The following is a 17519-nucleotide window of genomic DNA, read 5'->3' as shown; positions in this document are numbered from 1 at the left end:
CTCAGGGCTGGCAGGATGCTGGCCTGGCTGGTAATTGTGCGAACCAGGCGGACAGGGTAATGTGACGCGTCATGCGCTGTTTTTCACCGAGGGCGTTAGCGAATGGGTAGTATTAGGAACACATACCTTGGACCCCTTTTCTGATGAGAGATATTGAGCAAGAAATTATCGATTTTATCGATCGGGACTATAACCCTAAAAAATATTTTCTCTTTGGCCCTCGACGCGTTATTACATGTGACACCCGCATCAGAGACGATCTCAACCTCGTTTTCGAAGATAATGAAGAACTGCTGGAAACGTTTTTCAGCCGCTGGAATGTCGATCCCGGCGGTTTTGAAATTCTCGATTATTTCAATCCGGAATACCCTGGTAGTAAAGAGCCCGATCCGCACAAGCGCTTAACCGTCGGGATGCTGGTGGAAAGCGCCAGAGCGGGGCGGTGGTTATATTAAACGGTTTAATATTACTCGCTGACAGCTATTACACAGGACTCGCTGTTACGCTTCGGGAAAAAGGGATGACAGGCATGGATAAGGATTTCAGGCGATTTTTCTGTGAGGTAGTTTGTCGACCTGCAATGGTATTCGCCCCGATGTTATGTGTGCTTATACTGCACGACGCGGGGTATCCTTATTTTTATCGTGAGGCTTTTGGCCGTTATGGCGTTGGCGTGATTATCGCGCTGAATCGGGCGCTGTGGTACGGCATGTTGCCGACCTTTATTTTGATGGCGCTTTTACCGCTTCGATTAATAAAAGCACATTATTTGCTGGTGCTTTTAATACCGGGCGTTCTGTTTGGTTTCGGAGCCTCAACACATTTCACGCTCTGCGTTCTGCTAAGCCTCTACTGGCTTACCGGTTGTCTGGTGATGTTTTTTATAAAGTACGCGGTCTATCGCAGGATCGCGCAGCGCTTCAACCTTTCTCCTTTATAAACCGTCAACATAGCGCGGGGCGGGATATCCTCCCGGCCCGCACCCCACTTAGCCTGGCTGCATCACCCCAACGGCTTTCACGCGCATGCCTTTGACCAGCATCAGGTACGCCAGCGCGGCGAAAACCATCAGCGACGCGAAGAGCGACCAGGACGGCAGCGTCGTTAACACAAGTCCGCTGTAGAGCGGGTTAAAGGACGCGCCCAGCCAGCCGAGCGACTGTACCGAGAAGTAACCCGCCTTGAGGCCCGGCGGCGCGATGTTGTCGATCAGCATATATTCGCCCGGCGCATAGATGATTTCGCCAATGGTAAAGACCGCCGCCGCCGCGCCCCACATCCAGAGATTGGTGCCGGACAGCAGAAAGCCGCCGAGGCCGAGAATAAAGCAGACGGTGCCGAGCAGCATCAGGCGGCTTAAGTTGTCGGGACGCAGGTTTTTCCCCACCAGATACTGTAGCGACACCACCAGCGTGGCGTTGACCGGCAACACGACCGCGACAATCTGCTGGGCCAGCGCGCTGTCGGAAAAGGTCAGCACATATTGCGAGATGCAGAGCGCGAAAGAGCCTGCCACGAACGAGCCGAGAAACGCCGAGGCGGTAAACCACAGCAGGCGCGGGTCGCGCCACAGCAGCGAGAGCGGCGGCGGGCCAGCAGGCGAATCCGCATGCTCGTGGACGGGGGCCACGCGCTGCACAAAGAGACCGATCACCATAAACGTAATGCCGGACGTCACGGCGGAAAGCCAGAACGGCATATTGAGGCCATAGACCATCAGCAGCGTGCCGATGGGCGGACCGACCGTCCAGCCGATGTTTAAAAAGGTATAGTTAAGCGAGAAAATACGCGCTTTGGCCGCCGCGCCGAGCGTATCGGCGAAGTAACTTTTCAGCACGGTCGAAAATACGGAATAGGCGCAGTTGATAATTGCGAAGAAGAGGATAACGAGCAGGGCGTTATGCATCAGCGGGATCGCCACAAAGCCTGCCACAAACACGCTGATGGCGATGAGCATATACCGCTTTTTGTCGAAGCGGTCGGCGAATACGCTGAACGCCAGGCTGAAAAAGACGCCTGCGGTCATGGCGCTGGTCAGCGCCACGCCGATTTCATCCACCGACATCGCGAAGCGCTTTGCAAGGTAGATAGCCATAAACGGCAGCGTGGCGCCGCGACCGATAGTCAGTAACAACGACGAGCCCAGCAGTGCGACGGTAGAACGCGTTTTCTTTGATAACATTTTCTTATCTTTTTTATGGGGTGAGCGGGAGCGAGCGCCTGATTCCGGGCTCTTTTAAAGCAATAACACGCTCACCGGGCGCTGTACACCCTGTCGGGTGTTCAGAGGTGCTTTACCTTCCCCCCATAATTTAGTGATCTGTCTCTCATCGGAAGATTCCGGTATGGTGAAGTATTAACATAATTTTAATAAATGACAGGGGCAGGGGATGACGCGTAAAGACGGGCTGCTGGCGCTACTGGTAGTGCTGGCCTGGGGGGTGAATTTCGTCGTTATCAAAGTGGGGCTGCATGCCATGCCGCCGCTGCTGCTGGCGGGGCTGCGCTTTTTGCTTGTCGCCTTTCCCGCGCTGCTGTTTGTGGCGCGTCCGAAAGTGCCTTTCCGCCTGCTGCTGGGCTACGGGTTGACCATCAGCTTCGGGCAGTTCGCGTTTCTCTTCAGCGCCATTAAGTTTGGTATGCCTGCGGGTCTCGCCTCGCTGGTGCTCCAGGCGCAGGCGTTCTTTACCATCGTGCTCGGCGTGTTTGCGTTTAGCGAGCGGCTCCAGGCGAAACAGCTGACTGGCATCGCGCTCGCGGTTATCGGCATGCTGGTGCTGATTGAAGGCAGCCTTAATGGTCAGCACGTGGCGCTGCTGGGGTTCATGCTGACGCTCGCCGGGGCGCTGAGCTGGGCCTGCGGCAATATCTTCAATAAAAAAATCATGCAGCTGCCGACGCCGCCTGCGGTGATGTCGCTGGTGGTGTGGAGTGCGCTTATCCCGGTGCTGCCGTTCTTCGCGGCAAGTCTGCTGTTCGACGGCCCGCAGGTGGTGGCGCAAAGCCTTATGCATATCGACGGCGTGACGGTGCTGTCGCTGGTCTATCTGGCGTTTATCGCGACTATTCTCGGTTATGGCATCTGGGGCACGCTGCTCGGGCGTTACGAAACCTGGCGCGTGGCGCCGCTCTCGCTGCTGGTGCCGGTGGTGGGGCTTGCGAGCGCCGCGCTGCTGCTTGATGAGCGCTTGACGGCGTTGCAGATTGTCGGCGCGCTGCTGGTAATGGCGGGGCTGTACATTAATGTGTTTGGATGGCGGGTACGGCGGGCGGTGCGCAGCGCATAAAAAAACCGGGCCTTAGCCCGGTTTCGTTTAGCGCGAGAGGTTGTAATACGGCACGCCCAGCTCGTCGGATTTATCGCTGCCCGCACTGCGATGACTGATATCCAGCGCGTCGTGATGCTCAATCGGCACCGTCATCGTGCTGTGGTCACCGGCGCACACGTCCGTTGTCGGGCTGCCTGCCAGCACAGAGCCAGAGGCGAGCGCCAGAAACAGCGCGGCGGCGTAAGTTACGGATTTCATCGGATCCTCGGTTATCTCCCGAAGGAGAAGTGTGACGGCGCTATGCCACCGTCGGCGTTCTTTACAGCTCAGTGATTCAGCGGGTGGAGGTATTTACCTTCGCCCGGCATCCGCGTGACGCGATACTTATGCGGCGGCACGGAGAAATAGTTCTTGAACGTGCGGGTCAGCGTCTGCTGGGATTCAAACCCATAGCGCTCGGCCAGATACAGAATCGGTTCGTCACTCTCTTTGAGCTTGAGCGCGATTTCGGTCAGTTTCCGGTTACGGATGTACTGGCCCAGCGAATGGCCGGTCTCTTTTTTAAACATCCGTTGCAGGTGCCATTTCGAGTAACCCGAACGCGCCGACACTTTCTCAAGGGAAAGGGGGGATTCCAGGTTATCTTCGATCCAGTCCAAAATGCTATGAATTGTAATGGCATCATTATTGCGTCTGGACATCGTGTTACCTCTTTGCTGTTACGGCAGCACCCTTTTAAGCAGGTATTCGAGGGTCGCCACTTCGTCTGCCGTCAGGTTTTTTGTTAGTTCTTGATGCAGGTTTTGTCCTACCAGCTGGTGGCACTGTTCACACAGCGCCGCGCCTTCTTCCGTGAGCTCTACCAGTACGCCCCGTTTATCGTGCGGGTTAGGCAGGCGTGCCACCCAGCCCTTGCAGACCAGACGGTCAAGCATGCGCGTCAGGGCGCCTAAGTCTACTGAGAGCACTTTTTTCAGCTCCCCCGGCGTGATACGGCCAGGACAGCGAATGGAACAGAGCACCTTAAATTGCGCCGCGGTGATATCCAGCGGTGCGAGATACTCGTTAAGCAGGCGATCTTTTTTCTGATTCACTAAATGAATCAGACGTCCTAAAGGAATAATGTCGTTAAACAGATCGCTGTTGTTTTCCACCATATTTGCCCAGGCAAGTAGATTAGTCACGCGAGATATTATTGCCCAGGCAAACATAAGTCAACCGAATGATTTTTACGATCACACGATCTGCTAAAACAGCGGAAAACCCTTTCAGAATCAAAGGTAAATTGGCGGCTATCAGTGCGATAGTCACAGCCTTTTAATGGCGCGACAACGCAACGCGTGGCGGGGAAAACGGGCGGTAAGCGCAAAAAAACGCCGCCTGAAGCGGCGGCGTGACGGTTAGCTGTGGTGCGGTTGCTCATCAGGGAGCTGTACCGGCCAGCGCCGGAATATCACAATCGCCCAGACAAACGCGGCCAGCGCCGGAATGGCGCCCATATAGCCGATGGAGGACATAGAGAACTGTAAACTCACCTGATTGCCCACCAGCGCCCCCGCGCCGATCCCGATATTAAAGATGCCGGAGAAGAGCGACATCGCGACATCGGTCGCATCCGGGGCCAGCGCCAGCACTTTGACCTGCATCCCAAGGCCGATAAGCATAATCGCAATTCCCCAGAAGGCGCTGAGCAGGGTCAGGTTCACCGCGCTGTGCGAGGCGGGCAGCAGCAGTAGCAGGCAGATAACCAGTACGCCAATCGCGCTGCTGATAAGCCCCGACGCATGCAGGTTGCCGAGCTTGCCGAAAATGACGCTGCCGATGATCCCGGCGGTACCGAGCACCAGCAGCAGGAAAGTGGCGAAGTTTTCGCTAAGTCCCGCGACGTTCTGCACGAACGGCTCAATATAGCTGTAGGCCGTAAAGTGCGCGGTCACCACCACGGCGGTGAGAATATAGATGCACAGCAGCGCCGGGCGGCGGAACAGCGCCGGCAGGCTGGCGAGCGAGCCTGAGTGTTCGCTCGGGATTTTCGGCAGCAGTTTCACCAGGCAGGCGAGGGTGATGAGCGCCACGATGCCGATGGCGAAAAACGTGGTGCGCCAGCCGAAATATTGCCCGACGATGCGCCCCAGCGGGAGCCCCAGCACGGAGGCCAGCGCGGTGCCGGTGGCGATGAGGCTCAGCGCCTGGGCGCGTTTGCCCGGCGGCGCCAGACGAATAGCCAGCGACGCGGTAATCGACCAGAAAATCGCGTGGGCGAAGGCGATGCCGATGCGGCTAATCACCAGTACCTCGAAGCTCCAGGCCATGAACGACAGCATATGGCTTGCGACGAAGACCACAAACAGCGCAATCAGCAGCTTGCGGCGCTCGACCTGGCTTGTCAGCAGCATAAACGGCAGCGACATCAGCGCCACAACCCAGGCGTAGATCGTCAGCATAATGCCCGCCTGCGCGGATTCCATATGGAAACTCGCGGCGATATCGGAGAGCAGGCCCACCGGCACAAATTCGGTAGTATTAAAGATAAATGCCGCGACCGCGAGCGTGACAACCCGCAGCCATGCGGTTTTGCGTGAGACTGTATTCATCGTCATAAAAAGATTCGCGCTGGTCAGAAGTGAATAAGAAGCGAGCGATCTTAAAACTATCGGCTGCCGGGTTACAACCATTTTGTGACGCAAATCTCACTTTTGCGCCGGTTTTGCAACAAACGCAGCGGCAGGCAGGCAAATCGCGCCACGGTTTTCGGCGCGCGTGATACGGTGAGGAACCATCACCCCACGAACAGGGCAGGGACACAATGCAATCAGTTGATTTTTATATGGTGGATGCGTTTGCGCAAAACACCTTCGGCGGTAACGCGGCGGCGGTCTGCCCGCTCAGCGCGTGGCTGCCGGACGAGACGCTGCTTTCGATGGCGCAGCAGCATAACCAGTCAGAAACCGCGTTTTTTGTGCGCACCGATACGGGCTTTGAACTGCGCTGGTTCACGACGCAGCATGAAATTAACCTTTGCGGCCATGCGACGCTCGCCGCCGCGCACGTTATTTTCGAGCATCTCGACTACCCGCACAGCCAGATCCGTTTCTCGACGCGCTTTGTTGGCGAGCTGACCGTGACGCGCCGTGGCGACTGGCTGACGCTCGACTTCCCGGCGTGGGAGACGCAGCCGGCAGAGGCGCCCGCGCTGCTGCTGGCCTCGCTCGGTATCGACAACCCGGTCGCGGTGCGCGCCGGACGCGACTATCTCGTCGAGCTGGCAAGCCAGGCGCAGGTCGAGGCGCTGACGCCGGACATTCACGCCATGCTGCCGCTCGGTAAAATGGTGTGCGTCACCGCGCCGGGCACGCCTGGCGGTCCGTATGATTTCGTGAGCCGTTTTTTCTGCCCCGGCGAAGGCGTGGCGGAAGATCCGGTCACCGGCTCCGCGCACAGTATGCTCATTCCTTACTGGGGCGCAAAGCTTGGCAAAACCACGATGCTGGCGCGTCAGGTGTCGGCGCGCGGCGGCGATTTGCGCTGTGAATGGCAGGGAGAGCGGGTGCTGATAAGCGGGCAGGCCGTGACGTATCTTATCGGGCAGGTATTGCTGCGCTAAGCGTCTGGCGCCCCTGCCGGGCGCCGTCATATTTCAGGGCAGGCGGGCGATATTCTCTTTGATTACCGCCACGGAGTGCTGAAACTTCGCCTGCTCTTCGCCTTCCAGCTGCAGTTCGATAATCTGCTGCACGCCGCTCTGGGCAAGTACCGCAGGCACGCCCACCGCCACGTTACTCACGCCATATTCGCCATCCAGAATGCACGATACCGCCAGCGCCCGATGGCTGCCGGTAAAGATATTACGGCAGATCTCGGCAATCGTGCCGGCAATGCCATATTCGGTACAACCTTTGCGGGCGTAAATCTCAAAACCCAGTTTGCGCACGCGGTCGGCAAGGGCTGCGGTGTCGAGCGGCTGACCGGTTTTGCGTTCATAGACCTGCGCCACCGGCGAGCCGTAGACTGAGGAGTGCGACCAGACCGGGAACTGGGTATCGCCATGCTCGCCCAGGATAAAGGCGTCGATGCTCTGCGGGCCGATATCGAGCGCCTCGGCGAGCGTGCGGCGCAGGCGCGTGGTATCGAGCCAGACGCTGGTGCCGATCACCTGATTGCGCGGCAGACCGGAGAGCCTCCAGACCTGCCAGGTGATGATGTCGCAGGGGTTGGTGGCCACGAGAAAAATGCCGTTGAAGCCGCCCGCCATCATCTGCGGGACTATCTGCCCGACGATGCGCGCGGTGTTGGTGAGCTCGTCAAGCCGGGTCTGGCCGGGCTTCAGCGCGCCGCCGGAGACGGTGATCACCGCGATATCCACATCCGCGCAGTCGCTCGCCTGGCGGGTGGAGATTTTCACCATCCCTGGCATATACGCCGCGGCGTCGCGCAGATCCTGACAGTGCCCCTCGACGCGTGCGGCGTCCAGATCCACCAGAATCAGCTCCTCGCCGATATTCTGGTTGAGCAGGGCCCACGCGGCGGCGGTGCCGACATTGCCTGCGCCGATAATCATCACTTTTCGTGCCTGGTTGTTCATGGCGTCATTCCTTGTTAACCCTTTTTCCCGACAGAGTACCTGCACAGGGCCATGCCCGGAAATCCCCTTTGCTTATTTCTGGGAGTGTTATAAGACAATCCTCTGACCGGCGGCTTGCGCGAACTGGCTGGAGCCCGTAAAGCTAATAAAAACAATACAGGAGCGCACCGATGTACCAGATAACCCTCGCGTCACCCGCCACCGCCGAAAGCCGGGCGCTGATTGCCGCCCTTGATGCGTATCAGAACACGCTGTACCCGGCCGAGAGCAACCATCTGGTTGATCTGGCGGACATTGATGACGACGCGCTGATTTTTATGGTGATCCGCCATGAAGACGGGGCGGCAGGCTGCGGCGCGGTACTGCTGACGGGCGAGGGCTGCGGTGAAATAAAACGGGTCTATATTGATGAGCGCCACCGCGGGCAGAAGCTCGGCGAGAAACTGATGGCGGCGCTGGAGCAGGCCGCGCGGGCGCGCGGCTGCCATACGCTGCAGCTGGAAACCGGCATTCACCAGCATGCGGCGGTAAAACTCTACGAGCGCTGCGGCTATCATCACACCGGGCCGTTCGCGACCTATCAGCCCGATCCGCTCAGCCTGTTTATGCAAAAGCGGGTGTCGGCGACGGCGGCAGCAGTTCAGTAAAGGCCGCCAGCTGGCGGGTTTTCGCGCCGCGCCGCCAGATAAGCCAGGTATCGATAAACTGCCATTTATCGGCGAGCGGCCACGCCTGCACCTGATGACTCCCCGGCATGCTCTCCAGCATGCTGCGCGGGATCATCGCCACCCCCGCGCCGGCCACCACGCACGCCAGCATCCCGTGGTACGACTCCATTTCGTGAATTTTACCGGGCATCGCCTGGTCCTCTTTAAACCAGCTTTCAAAATGCCGCCGGTAAGAGCAGTTGGCGCGAAAGGCGTAAATACTCGCGCCGTTAATCGCCTGGGCGCGTGTCACCGGCGGATGACCGGCATGCGCCACCAGCATCATCTCTTCACGGAACACCGGCATGCCTTCCAGGTTCGGGTGCAACACCGGCCCGTCGACAAACGCGGCGCTCAGCTCGCCCGCCAGCACGCCGTCGAGCATGGTGCCGGATGGGCCGGTCGCCAGATCGAACTGGATTTTCGGGTAGCGCTGGTTAAAGGCGGCGAGCACGGCAGGGATGCGCACCGCGGCAGTGCTCTCCAGCGACCCTAGCGAGAAAATGCCCTGCGGCTCTTCGCCGCAGACCACTTCGCGCGCCTCCTGCACCAGCGCCAGGATGCGTTTGCTGTAGGCGAGAAAACTGTGGCCCGCCGGGGCGAGCTTCAGGCGCTGGTTCTCGCGGATAAACAGATCGACGCCCAAATCCTCTTCGAGCTGGCGGATACGGGTGGTCAGGTTCGACGGCACCCGGTGTACACGCTGGGCGGCGGCGGTGATGCTGCCGGTTTCGGCCACGGCGTTGAACATCTCAAGCTGGGTTAAATCCATTGCATTCTCTCCGGGTGAATGGAATCGTCAATATTATTCACTTTTCAGAAATAGCAGAGCAGGCCAGGCTATGGCAATGACTTTGACGATGCCGCGCAAAAAATCGTCGCGCATAACCCCTGAGAAGAGAGGCCATTGATGAGCATTTCCCCTGCGACCCACGCGATTTCCGTTAACCCGGCCACCGGCGAAACCCTGGCGGCGTACCCGCTGGCAAGCGCCGCACAGGTTGAAGAAGCAATAACCTCCGTCAGCGCAGGCTTTCGTCGCTGGCGCGCCACCCGCGTTGATGAACGCGCTCAGACGCTCATCAATATCGGTAACGCGCTGCGCGCCCGCGCCGAAGCGCTGGCGCAGATGATCACCGCCGAAATGGGCAAACCTATCGCTCAGGCGCGTGGCGAAGTCGCGAAATCCGCCGCGCTCTGCGACTGGTATGCCCAGCACGGGCCTTCGATGCTCGCAACCGCGCCGACGCAGGTGGAAAACCAGCAGGCGGTGATTGAATATCGCCCGCTCGGGCCCATTCTCGCCGTGATGCCGTGGAACTTCCCGCTGTGGCAGGTAATGCGCGGCGCGGTGCCCATTCTGCTTGCGGGCAACACGTACCTGCTTAAACACGCCCCGAACGTGATGGGCTGTGCGCTGCTGATTAACGAGATTTTCGAAGACGCGGGCGTGCCGGCCGGCGTGTTTGAGGTGATTAACGCCACCAACGACGGCGTCAGCCAGGCGATTAACGACTCGCGTATCTCTGCGGTTACCGTTACCGGCAGCGTGCGCGCGGGTGCCGCTATCGGCGCGCAGGCGGGGGCGGCGCTGAAAAAATGCGTGCTGGAGCTGGGCGGCTCCGATCCCTTTATCGTGCTGGCGGATGCCGACCTCGACGAGGCCGTGAAGGCGGCCGTGGCAGGGCGCTACCAGAACACCGGGCAGGTCTGCGCCGCCTCGAAGCGTTTTATCGTGGAAGCGGGCATCGCCGATGCTTTCACCGAAAAATTCGTGGCGGCCGCGCAGGCGCTGAAAATGGGCGCGCCGACCGATGAAGGGACCTTCCTCGGCCCGATGGCGCGTTACGATTTGCGTGACGAACTCCACGCGCAGGTGACGGCAACCTTAAGTGAGGGCGCGACCCTGCTGCTCGGCGGCGAGAAGATTGCCGGTGCTGCTAACTACTATGCGCCGACGGTGCTCGGCAACGTGACGCGCGACATGACGGCGTTTCGCCAGGAGCTGTTCGGCCCGGTGGCGGCCATCAGCGTGGCGCGCGACGCCGAACACGCCCTTGAGCTTGCCAACGATAGCGAGTTCGGCCTGTGCGCCACGGTCTGGACCGCCGATGACGCGCGCGCGAACGATTTCGCGGCGCGCCTGGAGTGCGGCGGCGTCTTTATTAACGGCTACTGCGCGAGCGACGCCCGCGTGGCGTTCGGCGGCGTGAAGAAGAGCGGCTTTGGTCGCGAGCTGTCGCACTTCGGCCTGTATGAGTTCTGTAATATCCAGACCGTCTGGAAAAACCGCCGCTGAATCGTGGCGTCACGCCAGCATCAAAAGGGCCGCTGTCGCGGCCCTTTGTCATTTTACTGACATGGTTCTGTCATTTTTGCTTTGTAGACTCGCCGAGGTTTTCGCTGTTTAACGAAGAAAAACATGAACCTAACTAAAATTTCCTGCGCGCTCCGGCGCCTGACGCCACGCCGCCGTTTCGGGCTGATGGCCGGTATTCTGTGTGTTATTACGCTTTTCTCCGCACTGCAAATTCTCTCCACGCTGATGCTCTCCTCGCTGCTTGGCGAGACGCAACAGCAGGTACAGCACCGCGAGGCGCAGCGCCAGCAGCAGGCGGCGATGGACGACGCCCGCGTCACGCTGCTGATGGCAAGCGACCTGCTGAACCGAGCGGGCATCTGGTTTATGCAGGATAAAGAAACCGGCTCGGTAGGCAGCTGGAACAGCCTGATGGATGAGGCGCAGTCGGCGCTGAAACGCTCCCACAGCGCGTTTGCGCGTTACGACAAGCTCAACCCGGTGAAGGACGACCCGCTGAAGGCGAGCTATCAGAACTTCTACAGCGCGCTGAAAGAGCAGGCGGACGGGCTGGTCACCACTAACAGCATCGATGCGTTTTTCGCGGTGCCGGTGCAGGCGTTCCAGGCCGATTTTAACGACAACTTCGCCCGCTATCAGCGCGATAACGCGCAGCGCGCGGACCGGGACAGCCGTGACCTGCTGGGTGGGCTTGAGCAGGCGCAGCGGATGTTTATCGTGGCGCTGGGCGTGCTGCTGGTGATTGCCGTGCTGGTGTGGCGCAGCGTGGCCGTCTGGGTTATCCGCCCGCTGCGTCGGCTTATCGACCATATCAACCGGCTGGCGGCAGGGGATCTGTGCACGCCGCTGCCTGCGGATAAGTTAGTGAACCGGGAGGTGGCTGAACTCAGCGAGAGCATTGGCCAGATGCAGGGCGGCCTGCAACAGCTGGTGAGCGACGTGCGCGAGGCGACCTCCGCGATGGTGGCGAATATCAGCGAGCTGGCGGCGGGCAATGAACAGCTCTTTAGCCACTCAACGCTGCAGGCGGAAGAACTGCGTAAAGTGACGTCGCATATCGAAACGCTCGAAGCGCATGTGGAAGAGAACAGCGAATATGCCCGTGTGGCGAATGCCCGCGCCGACGAAGCGCGCGGCGTCGCCGAGGGCGGCGACGCGATGATGCAGACCGTGAACCACTCGATGCAGGATATCGTCTCGCGCTCCTCCGAGATGCGAGGGATCGTCGCGATGATCGACAGCGTCGCCTTCCAGACCAACATTCTGGCGCTTAATGCGGCGATAGAAGCGGCGCACGCGGGCAACCACGGACGCGGTTTCGCCGTGGTGGCGAAAGAGGTCGGGCTGCTCGCGCGCAAGAGCAGCCATTCGACGCAGACTATCCAGGCGCTCATTCACCACTCCCTGCAGGGGATTGAAAAAGGCTCGGAGGCGGTGTCGAAACTTGAAGAGAATCTGCAACGGGTGATGGCGCTGGTCAGTCATCTGACGGGGCTGCTGGGTGAAATCGCCGTAGCCACGGTGAATCAGGGTGAAAGCATTCATCAGGTGACGCAGCGGATCGGCGCGCTCAACCAGGTGGCGGACGAAACCGGATCGCTGGTGCAGCACACCACGCAAGCATCGCTACGCCTGCGCGATGAATCGCGTCGTCTCACGGATGCCGTCTCGCGCTTTCGTCTTCCCGCCTGAGGTTGATATACTCCCGGCCCGAACGTTATTCGCGCCGGGAGTCTCTGGTGACCCACAAGCTTAACAACGATTTACTGGCTTCAATTCTCGAACAGGTGCGCCCGCTCGCCTCTCAGGGCAAGGTGGCCGATTATATTCCGGCGCTGGCGGATGTGCCCGCCGACCGGCTTGGCATCGCCGTCTGTACCGTCAACGGCGAGTTCTTCAGCGCAGGCGATGCCGACGAGCGCTTTTCCATTCAGTCTATCTCTAAAGTGCTGAGCCTCGTCCTTGCGATGGGCCGCTATGACGACAGCGAGATCTGGCAGCGGGTGGGCAAAGACCCGTCCGGTCAGCCCTTTAACTCGCTGGTGCAGCTGGAGCTGGAGCAGGGCAAACCGCGCAACCCGTTTATCAACGCCGGCGCGCTGGTGGTTTGCGATATGCTGCAAACCCGGCTGAGCGCGCCGAAACAGCGGATGCTGGAAGTGGTGCGAAGCCTCTGCGGCGCGCAGGATATCGCCTATGACACCCGCGTGGCGCGCTCGGAGTTCGAACATTCGGCCCGCAACGCCGCCATCGCGTATCTGATGAAATCCTTCGGTAATTTCCATAACGACGTCATTACCGTGCTGCAAAACTATTTCCACTACTGCGCGCTGAAAATGAGCTGCGCGGAGCTTGCCCGCACGTTTCTGTTTCTTGCCAATCAGGGAAGGGCGGCGCACCCCGACACGCCGGTCATTAGCCCGGTCCAGGCACGCCAGGTTAACGCGCTGATGGCGACCAGCGGCATGTATGAAAGCTCAGGCGAATTCGCCTGGCGCGTCGGGATGCCGGGGAAATCGGGCGTCGGCGGCGGGATCATCGCCGTGGTGCCGCATGAGATGTCCATCGCGGTCTGGAGCCCGGCGCTCGATAGCGCCGGGAACTCGCTGGCGGGCATCGCGGCGCTGGAAATTCTCGCCCGCGAGATTGGCCGGTCAATTTTCTGAGGAGGCACCATGGATGCGCTGTTCGCGCGCCTGAACCGCTCCGCCTTTCGCCGCCGTTTTCATCTCGGCGCGAAAGAGCGGCAATATTGCTGGGATAAAGGCCCGGCGGTCATTGACCAGCACGCGGCGGACTTTATCGCCAAACGGCTGGCGCCCGCCGCGCCTGCGAATGACGGCAAACAGACGCCGATGCGCGGTCATCCGGTGTTTATCGCCCAGCACGCCACGGCCACCTGCTGTCGCGGGTGCCTTGCGAAGTGGCACGACATTCCGGCGGGGGTAGCGCTGAGCGTCGCGCAGCAGGCGTACATTGTGTCGGTTATCCACCGCTGGCTGGTGCAGGAGATGAACCCTTAGCGGCGGCGCGGTTTTCCGAAACTCAAATAAATTTGTTATAAAAACGTGTTAATATTACTGCCATTCCGTTATCCCGGGGCTGTTTCTCAGCCGCCGCCCAGCCGTAAGCGATAGATTATGTTTTTTAACCAGGCGACGCTGACTGGTTTTCGTGAAAACAGGATGTTGCTAAACGCATCCCTCCTCTTTCTCCTGACCACGCTGTTTTACTTTCTGGGCGCCATGATGCGTCTGGTCGAGCCGCTGTCGCTGTTCTGGCCGCTCAATGCGGTGATGGCGGCGGTTTTCGCGCGCTATCCGTTCCTTAACCGGCCGGGCTATTACGCCATCTGTTATGTGGCGATGCTCGCCTATGACGCGATGACCACCAGCTGGGGTTCCGCGTCGCTGCTGATTAACTTTTCCAATATGGTGTTTATCGTCACGGTGGCGCTGCTGCTGGTGCGCGATAAACGCCGCGGCCCGGCGCTTTCGCGCCCGATAAACGCGCTGCGGCTCTTTAACTACTGCCTGGTCGCCGCGCTGCTGTGCGGGTTTTTCGGCGCGACGGGCAGTCTTGGCGTCAACGCGCAGGGCTTTTTGCCGCTGCTGTGCGACTGGTTCAGCGAGCAGTTCTCCACCGGCGTGCTGCTGATGCCGTGGATCCTGACGCTTGCGCGTCCGTCCTGGCCTGCGCGGGTCTCGCCTGAGCAACTCTGGCCGCTGCTGGCGCTGGTGGCGTCGCTTGCGGCTTCGGTCGTGATTGGCGGGGCGGGCTGTCTGGCGTTTCCGGTGGCCGCGCTTATCTGGTGCGCGGTGCGCTACCCGCTGAACGTGACCTGTTTCTTAACGCTCTGTACCGGCGTGTTGCAGATTATCCTCGTCAGTAACGGTATTATTGAAATCAGCTCCGCGAAGCTCTCGGTCGGCAGCCAGATGTTCTCGGTGCGGCTTGGCGTGGCGACTATCGCGATTTGCCCGGCGATTGTGGCGGTCAGCGTCAGCGCCATTAACGAACTGCTGGCGCAGATCTCCCGGCGCGCCAATTACGACCATCTGACCGGCGTTTATTCGCGCTCCGGGCTTTTCGAGACGCTCGCGCGCGACGATAACAACCCGGCGCTTGCCGGACGCCCGCTGTGCGTGATGCTGATGGATCTCGATCACTTCAAAAGCATTAACGATAACCACGGACACGAATGCGGCGACGCGGTGCTGGCGGCGTTCGGCCAGAAGCTGCGTAAAATAGCGGGTGACGAAGGCCGCGTGGCGCGTATGGGCGGGGAGGAGTTTGTGGTGGTATGCCCTGGCGTGACGCTTGATCGCGCCTGTCTGCTGGCCGAAGCTATCCGCCAGCAGGTCGCGGGTGAGCCTGTGGTTTGCGACAATCGCACCATGCACATCAGCGTCAGTATCGGGCTTGGCTATGACGCCGCGCCGCGCGACAGCGTCAGCGACGCCTTCAACCGCCTGATGCGCGAGGCGGACGGCCTGCTGTACCAGTCCAAACGGCAGGGACGCAACCGCACGTCGGTACATGAAGAACATCAGTCGACGCTGCATCTGGCGCAGCATTTGTCATAACGTCGCCGCAACCTTATCGTGACAACGTCACAGCAATAACATATTGAACTGCCGTTTCTTTTCAGAATGTGACCAATTGTTTCTCGTTGCGCTTTAAAGTACTTGCCAGGGACGATCCTGGGTTACTAAGATGACTGGGTTTCGTCACCGGATACTGGTATGAAGAGCGCATCTGAGCAGCTAAACCGTCATCGGCCTTCCTCCGCGCTCAGGTTCGTCAGGCGCAGGTTTTCAGGCGCCGGCCGGCGCCACGCTCTGCTTTATTCCGCTGTTCACCCTGCTGCCTGAGCAGCTACGCCCGCAATGGAAGCCGGTTCTGCTGGCGGCGGTCTCTTTGCCTGATGCCGGATACGCTATGCTTCAATTAAACAGTGCTTACAGGTTGCGCAATGAAAACACCCGATATCCCGGTTAATGAGCAGGCGCGTCTTCAGTCCCTGCATGATTCTGGCCTGCTTGACGCGGCGCCAACAGAGCGTTTTGACCGTCTTACCCGGCTTGCAAAGCGCCTTTTTAACTCCCCGGTGGCGTTGATTAGCCTCGTGGATCAGGAGCGGCTCTGGTTTGCCTCCTGCGATGGCGTCGAGCCCGGCCCCGTCCCGCGCCGCGTCTCGTTCTGCGGCCACACCATTTTAAACAACGCGCCGCTGATTATTCCCGACGCGCAGAGCGACGATCGCTTTCGCGATAACCCGCTGGTGAACGGCCCGCCGCATATTCGTTTCTATGCCGGTTGCCCGGTGCGCCTGCCGGATGGCGCGACCGCAGGCTCGCTGTGCATCATTGATACCGAGCCGCGCCAGTTCAGCGAGGCCGACGCCATGCTGCTGCGCGATCTCGCGGCCATTGTGGAAGATGAGTTCACCGTGCTGAGCGTGGCGACCTGCGACGATCTCACCGGCCTGCTGAATCGTCGCGGTTTCGCGTCGCTGGCCGGGTATGCCTTCTCCACGCACCGTCGTCGCAGCGAGCCGATGTCGCTTGGCTTTATCGATCTCGACGAGTTTAAAGAGATCAATGACACCTGGGGGCATGCCGCGGGCGATGAGGCGCTAAGCGCGATGGCGACACTGATGAAAGGCGCCTTCCGCGACAGCGATCTGCTGGCGCGTCAGGGCGGCGATGAGTTCGTGGTGCTGTTTAACGACACCGACGACAAAGGCGCCTGGATTGCGATGCAGTATCTCGTCGAGAAGACCGACGCCTTTAACCGTGACAGCGGCAAACCGTGGCGGCTCGGTTTCTCCTGGGGCGTGGTGCAGTTTGACGATGATAAACATCAGGGGCTCGCGGGCCTGCTGAAAGCCGCCGACGACGAGATGTACCAGATGAAAACGGCGCATAAAAAGGCAGATCAATAAGATTTTCCTCTGACCGCCGCGTCGTTTCTCCGCCATGATAGTGCTTATCAGGTTCACCTTTTAATCACAATTCATGGCGGAGTGATGATGTCCTTACCCTACAGCGTGCGTCGCCTCAGCGCGGCGGAAATTCCCTCTTATCTCGATTCCCTCTGTGATGTGCTGATGAACTGCGTCGAAGGCGGCGCGTCGGTGAGTTTTATGCTGCCCATCGATGCGCAGAAAGCGCGACATTTCTGGCTCAACGTGGCGCAGAGCGCGGCCCGTGACGAGCGCGCCGTTATCGTGGCGCTGGAAGAGGGCGGCGGTGTGGTCGGCACCGTGCAACTGGTGCTGAGTCAGCCGGAAAATCAGCCGCACCGCGCGGATGTCGCCAAGCTGTTAGTGCATACGCGAGCCCGCCGCGCAGGCATTGCAAAGGCGCTGATGGAGACGCTGGAACACGAAGCCCGTAAGGCGGGTAAGACGGTACTGGTGCTCGATACCGCTACGGGCAGCGATGCCGAGCGTTTTTATTCACGCAATCAATGGCAACGGGTCGGTGAGATCCCGCATTACGCCTTAATGCCGGACGGCGCGACCTGTTCCACAACCTTTTTTTTTAAGCATCTATAAAATTTTTTAATAACTCAGTGCAGTTTGATCAAAACGGGGTTTCATTAATGTTTGTTCTGATAGCGTGGAGCGCATTCTC

Annotated in this window: 19 protein-coding genes; 12 read left to right on the top strand and 7 right to left on the bottom strand. The window is 59.6% G+C overall.

What is annotated here, in order from left to right; genetic code table 11:
- Positions 1-143 precede the first annotated feature (143 nt).
- On the top strand, positions 144-455 hold the full coding sequence (locus AFK67_RS10080; RefSeq protein WP_007727948.1) for a DUF1493 family protein: 312 nt from the start codon (positions 144-146) through the stop codon (positions 453-455).
- A 74-nt stretch (positions 456-529) separates the two neighbouring features.
- Entirely contained in the window at positions 530-940 is a 411-nt protein-coding gene (locus AFK67_RS10075; protein ID WP_231692146.1) for a hypothetical protein, read from the top strand.
- A 48-nt stretch (positions 941-988) separates the two neighbouring features.
- Here AFK67_RS10075 and ydeE read toward each other — a convergent pair whose 3' ends face one another.
- Positions 989-2182 carry an efflux MFS transporter YdeE gene (gene ydeE / locus AFK67_RS10070; protein ID WP_007727944.1) on the bottom strand — a complete coding sequence of 398 codons (1194 nt, stop codon included), beginning with the start codon at positions 2180-2182 and terminating at the stop codon, positions 989-991.
- A 208-nt stretch (positions 2183-2390) separates the two neighbouring features.
- Here ydeE and eamA point away from each other — a divergent pair, with 208 nt between their 5' ends.
- Positions 2391-3287 carry an O-acetylserine/cysteine exporter gene (gene eamA / locus AFK67_RS10065; protein WP_007727942.1) on the top strand — a complete coding sequence of 299 codons (897 nt, stop codon included), beginning with the start codon at positions 2391-2393 and terminating at the stop codon, positions 3285-3287.
- Positions 3288-3314: 27 nt separating this feature from the next.
- On the opposite strand, the gene marB is transcribed toward eamA, so the two are convergent.
- The 4 genes from marB to AFK67_RS10045 all read right to left on the bottom strand — a co-directional run bounded on the left by marB (position 3315) and on the right by AFK67_RS10045 (position 5869).
- Entirely contained in the window at positions 3315-3527 is a 213-nt protein-coding gene (marB, locus tag AFK67_RS10060; protein WP_007727935.1) for a multiple antibiotic resistance regulatory protein MarB, read from the bottom strand.
- A 68-nt stretch (positions 3528-3595) separates the two neighbouring features.
- The gene (gene marA / locus AFK67_RS10055) at positions 3596-3970 is read right to left on the bottom strand and encodes an MDR efflux pump AcrAB transcriptional activator MarA (protein ID WP_004384918.1); all 375 of its coding nucleotides are present in this window, start codon (positions 3968-3970) and stop codon (positions 3596-3598) included.
- Between the two features lie 18 nt (positions 3971-3988).
- The gene (gene marR, locus AFK67_RS10050; protein WP_032967493.1) at positions 3989-4423 is read right to left on the bottom strand and encodes a multiple antibiotic resistance transcriptional regulator MarR; all 435 of its coding nucleotides are present in this window, start codon (positions 4421-4423) and stop codon (positions 3989-3991) included.
- Between the two features lie 246 nt (positions 4424-4669).
- On the bottom strand, positions 4670-5869 hold the full coding sequence (locus AFK67_RS10045) for a sugar transporter (protein WP_007727921.1): 1200 nt from the start codon (positions 5867-5869) through the stop codon (positions 4670-4672).
- A gap of 206 nt (positions 5870-6075) precedes the next feature.
- Here AFK67_RS10045 and AFK67_RS10040 point away from each other — a divergent pair, with 206 nt between their 5' ends.
- Positions 6076-6873, top strand: coding sequence for a PhzF family phenazine biosynthesis protein (locus tag AFK67_RS10040; RefSeq protein ID WP_007727916.1), 798 nt, complete (start codon positions 6076-6078; stop codon positions 6871-6873).
- A gap of 33 nt (positions 6874-6906) precedes the next feature.
- On the opposite strand, the gene AFK67_RS10035 is transcribed toward AFK67_RS10040, so the two are convergent.
- The gene (locus AFK67_RS10035; protein WP_007727914.1) at positions 6907-7851 is read right to left on the bottom strand and encodes an L-lactate dehydrogenase; all 945 of its coding nucleotides are present in this window, start codon (positions 7849-7851) and stop codon (positions 6907-6909) included.
- Positions 7852-8021: 170 nt separating this feature from the next.
- On the opposite strand from AFK67_RS10035, the gene AFK67_RS10030 reads away from it, so the two are divergent.
- A complete protein-coding gene (locus tag AFK67_RS10030; protein ID WP_007727911.1) occupies positions 8022-8498 on the top strand; it encodes a GNAT family N-acetyltransferase in 477 nt (158 codons plus the stop codon).
- Here the strand turns inward: AFK67_RS10030 and ptrR are convergent.
- On the bottom strand, positions 8455-9330 hold the full coding sequence (gene ptrR / locus AFK67_RS10025) for a putrescine utilization regulator PtrR (protein WP_007727910.1): 876 nt from the start codon (positions 9328-9330) through the stop codon (positions 8455-8457). The genes AFK67_RS10030 and ptrR overlap by 44 nt on opposite strands.
- A 138-nt stretch (positions 9331-9468) precedes the next feature.
- On the opposite strand from ptrR, the gene sad reads away from it, so the two are divergent.
- The 7 genes from sad (at position 9469) to AFK67_RS09990 (ending at position 17440) form a co-directional block, all read left to right on the top strand.
- Entirely contained in the window at positions 9469-10857 is a 1389-nt protein-coding gene (gene sad / locus AFK67_RS10020; RefSeq protein WP_007727907.1) for a succinate-semialdehyde dehydrogenase, read from the top strand.
- A 123-nt stretch (positions 10858-10980) separates the two neighbouring features.
- Positions 10981-12570 (top strand): methyl-accepting chemotaxis protein, encoded by a 1590-nt coding sequence (locus AFK67_RS10015; RefSeq protein WP_007727906.1) that lies wholly within the window; start codon positions 10981-10983, stop codon positions 12568-12570.
- Positions 12571-12617: 47 nt separating this feature from the next.
- Positions 12618-13544, top strand: a complete 927-nt coding sequence (glsB, locus tag AFK67_RS10010) for a glutaminase B (RefSeq protein ID WP_007727904.1) — start codon at positions 12618-12620, stop codon at positions 13542-13544.
- Between the two features lie 9 nt (positions 13545-13553).
- Positions 13554-13901 carry a DUF4186 domain-containing protein gene (locus AFK67_RS10005; protein ID WP_007727901.1) on the top strand — a complete coding sequence of 116 codons (348 nt, stop codon included), beginning with the start codon at positions 13554-13556 and terminating at the stop codon, positions 13899-13901.
- Positions 13902-14018: 117 nt separating this feature from the next.
- On the top strand, positions 14019-15464 hold the full coding sequence (locus AFK67_RS10000; RefSeq protein WP_007727900.1) for a GGDEF domain-containing protein: 1446 nt from the start codon (positions 14019-14021) through the stop codon (positions 15462-15464).
- Positions 15465-15853: 389 nt separating this feature from the next.
- On the top strand, positions 15854-16825 hold the full coding sequence (locus AFK67_RS09995) for a sensor domain-containing diguanylate cyclase (protein ID WP_038883640.1): 972 nt from the start codon (positions 15854-15856) through the stop codon (positions 16823-16825).
- 87 nt (positions 16826-16912) lie between these two features.
- A complete protein-coding gene (locus AFK67_RS09990; protein WP_007727898.1) occupies positions 16913-17440 on the top strand; it encodes a GNAT family N-acetyltransferase in 528 nt (175 codons plus the stop codon).
- Positions 17441-17519 lie beyond the last annotated feature (79 nt).

This window comes from Cronobacter dublinensis subsp. dublinensis LMG 23823, assembly GCF_001277235.1.
GTDB lineage: Bacteria > Pseudomonadota > Gammaproteobacteria > Enterobacterales > Enterobacteriaceae > Cronobacter > Cronobacter dublinensis.
The sequence above is the reverse complement of the archived record's forward strand: the minus strand, read 5'-3'. Positions and strand labels throughout refer to the sequence as shown.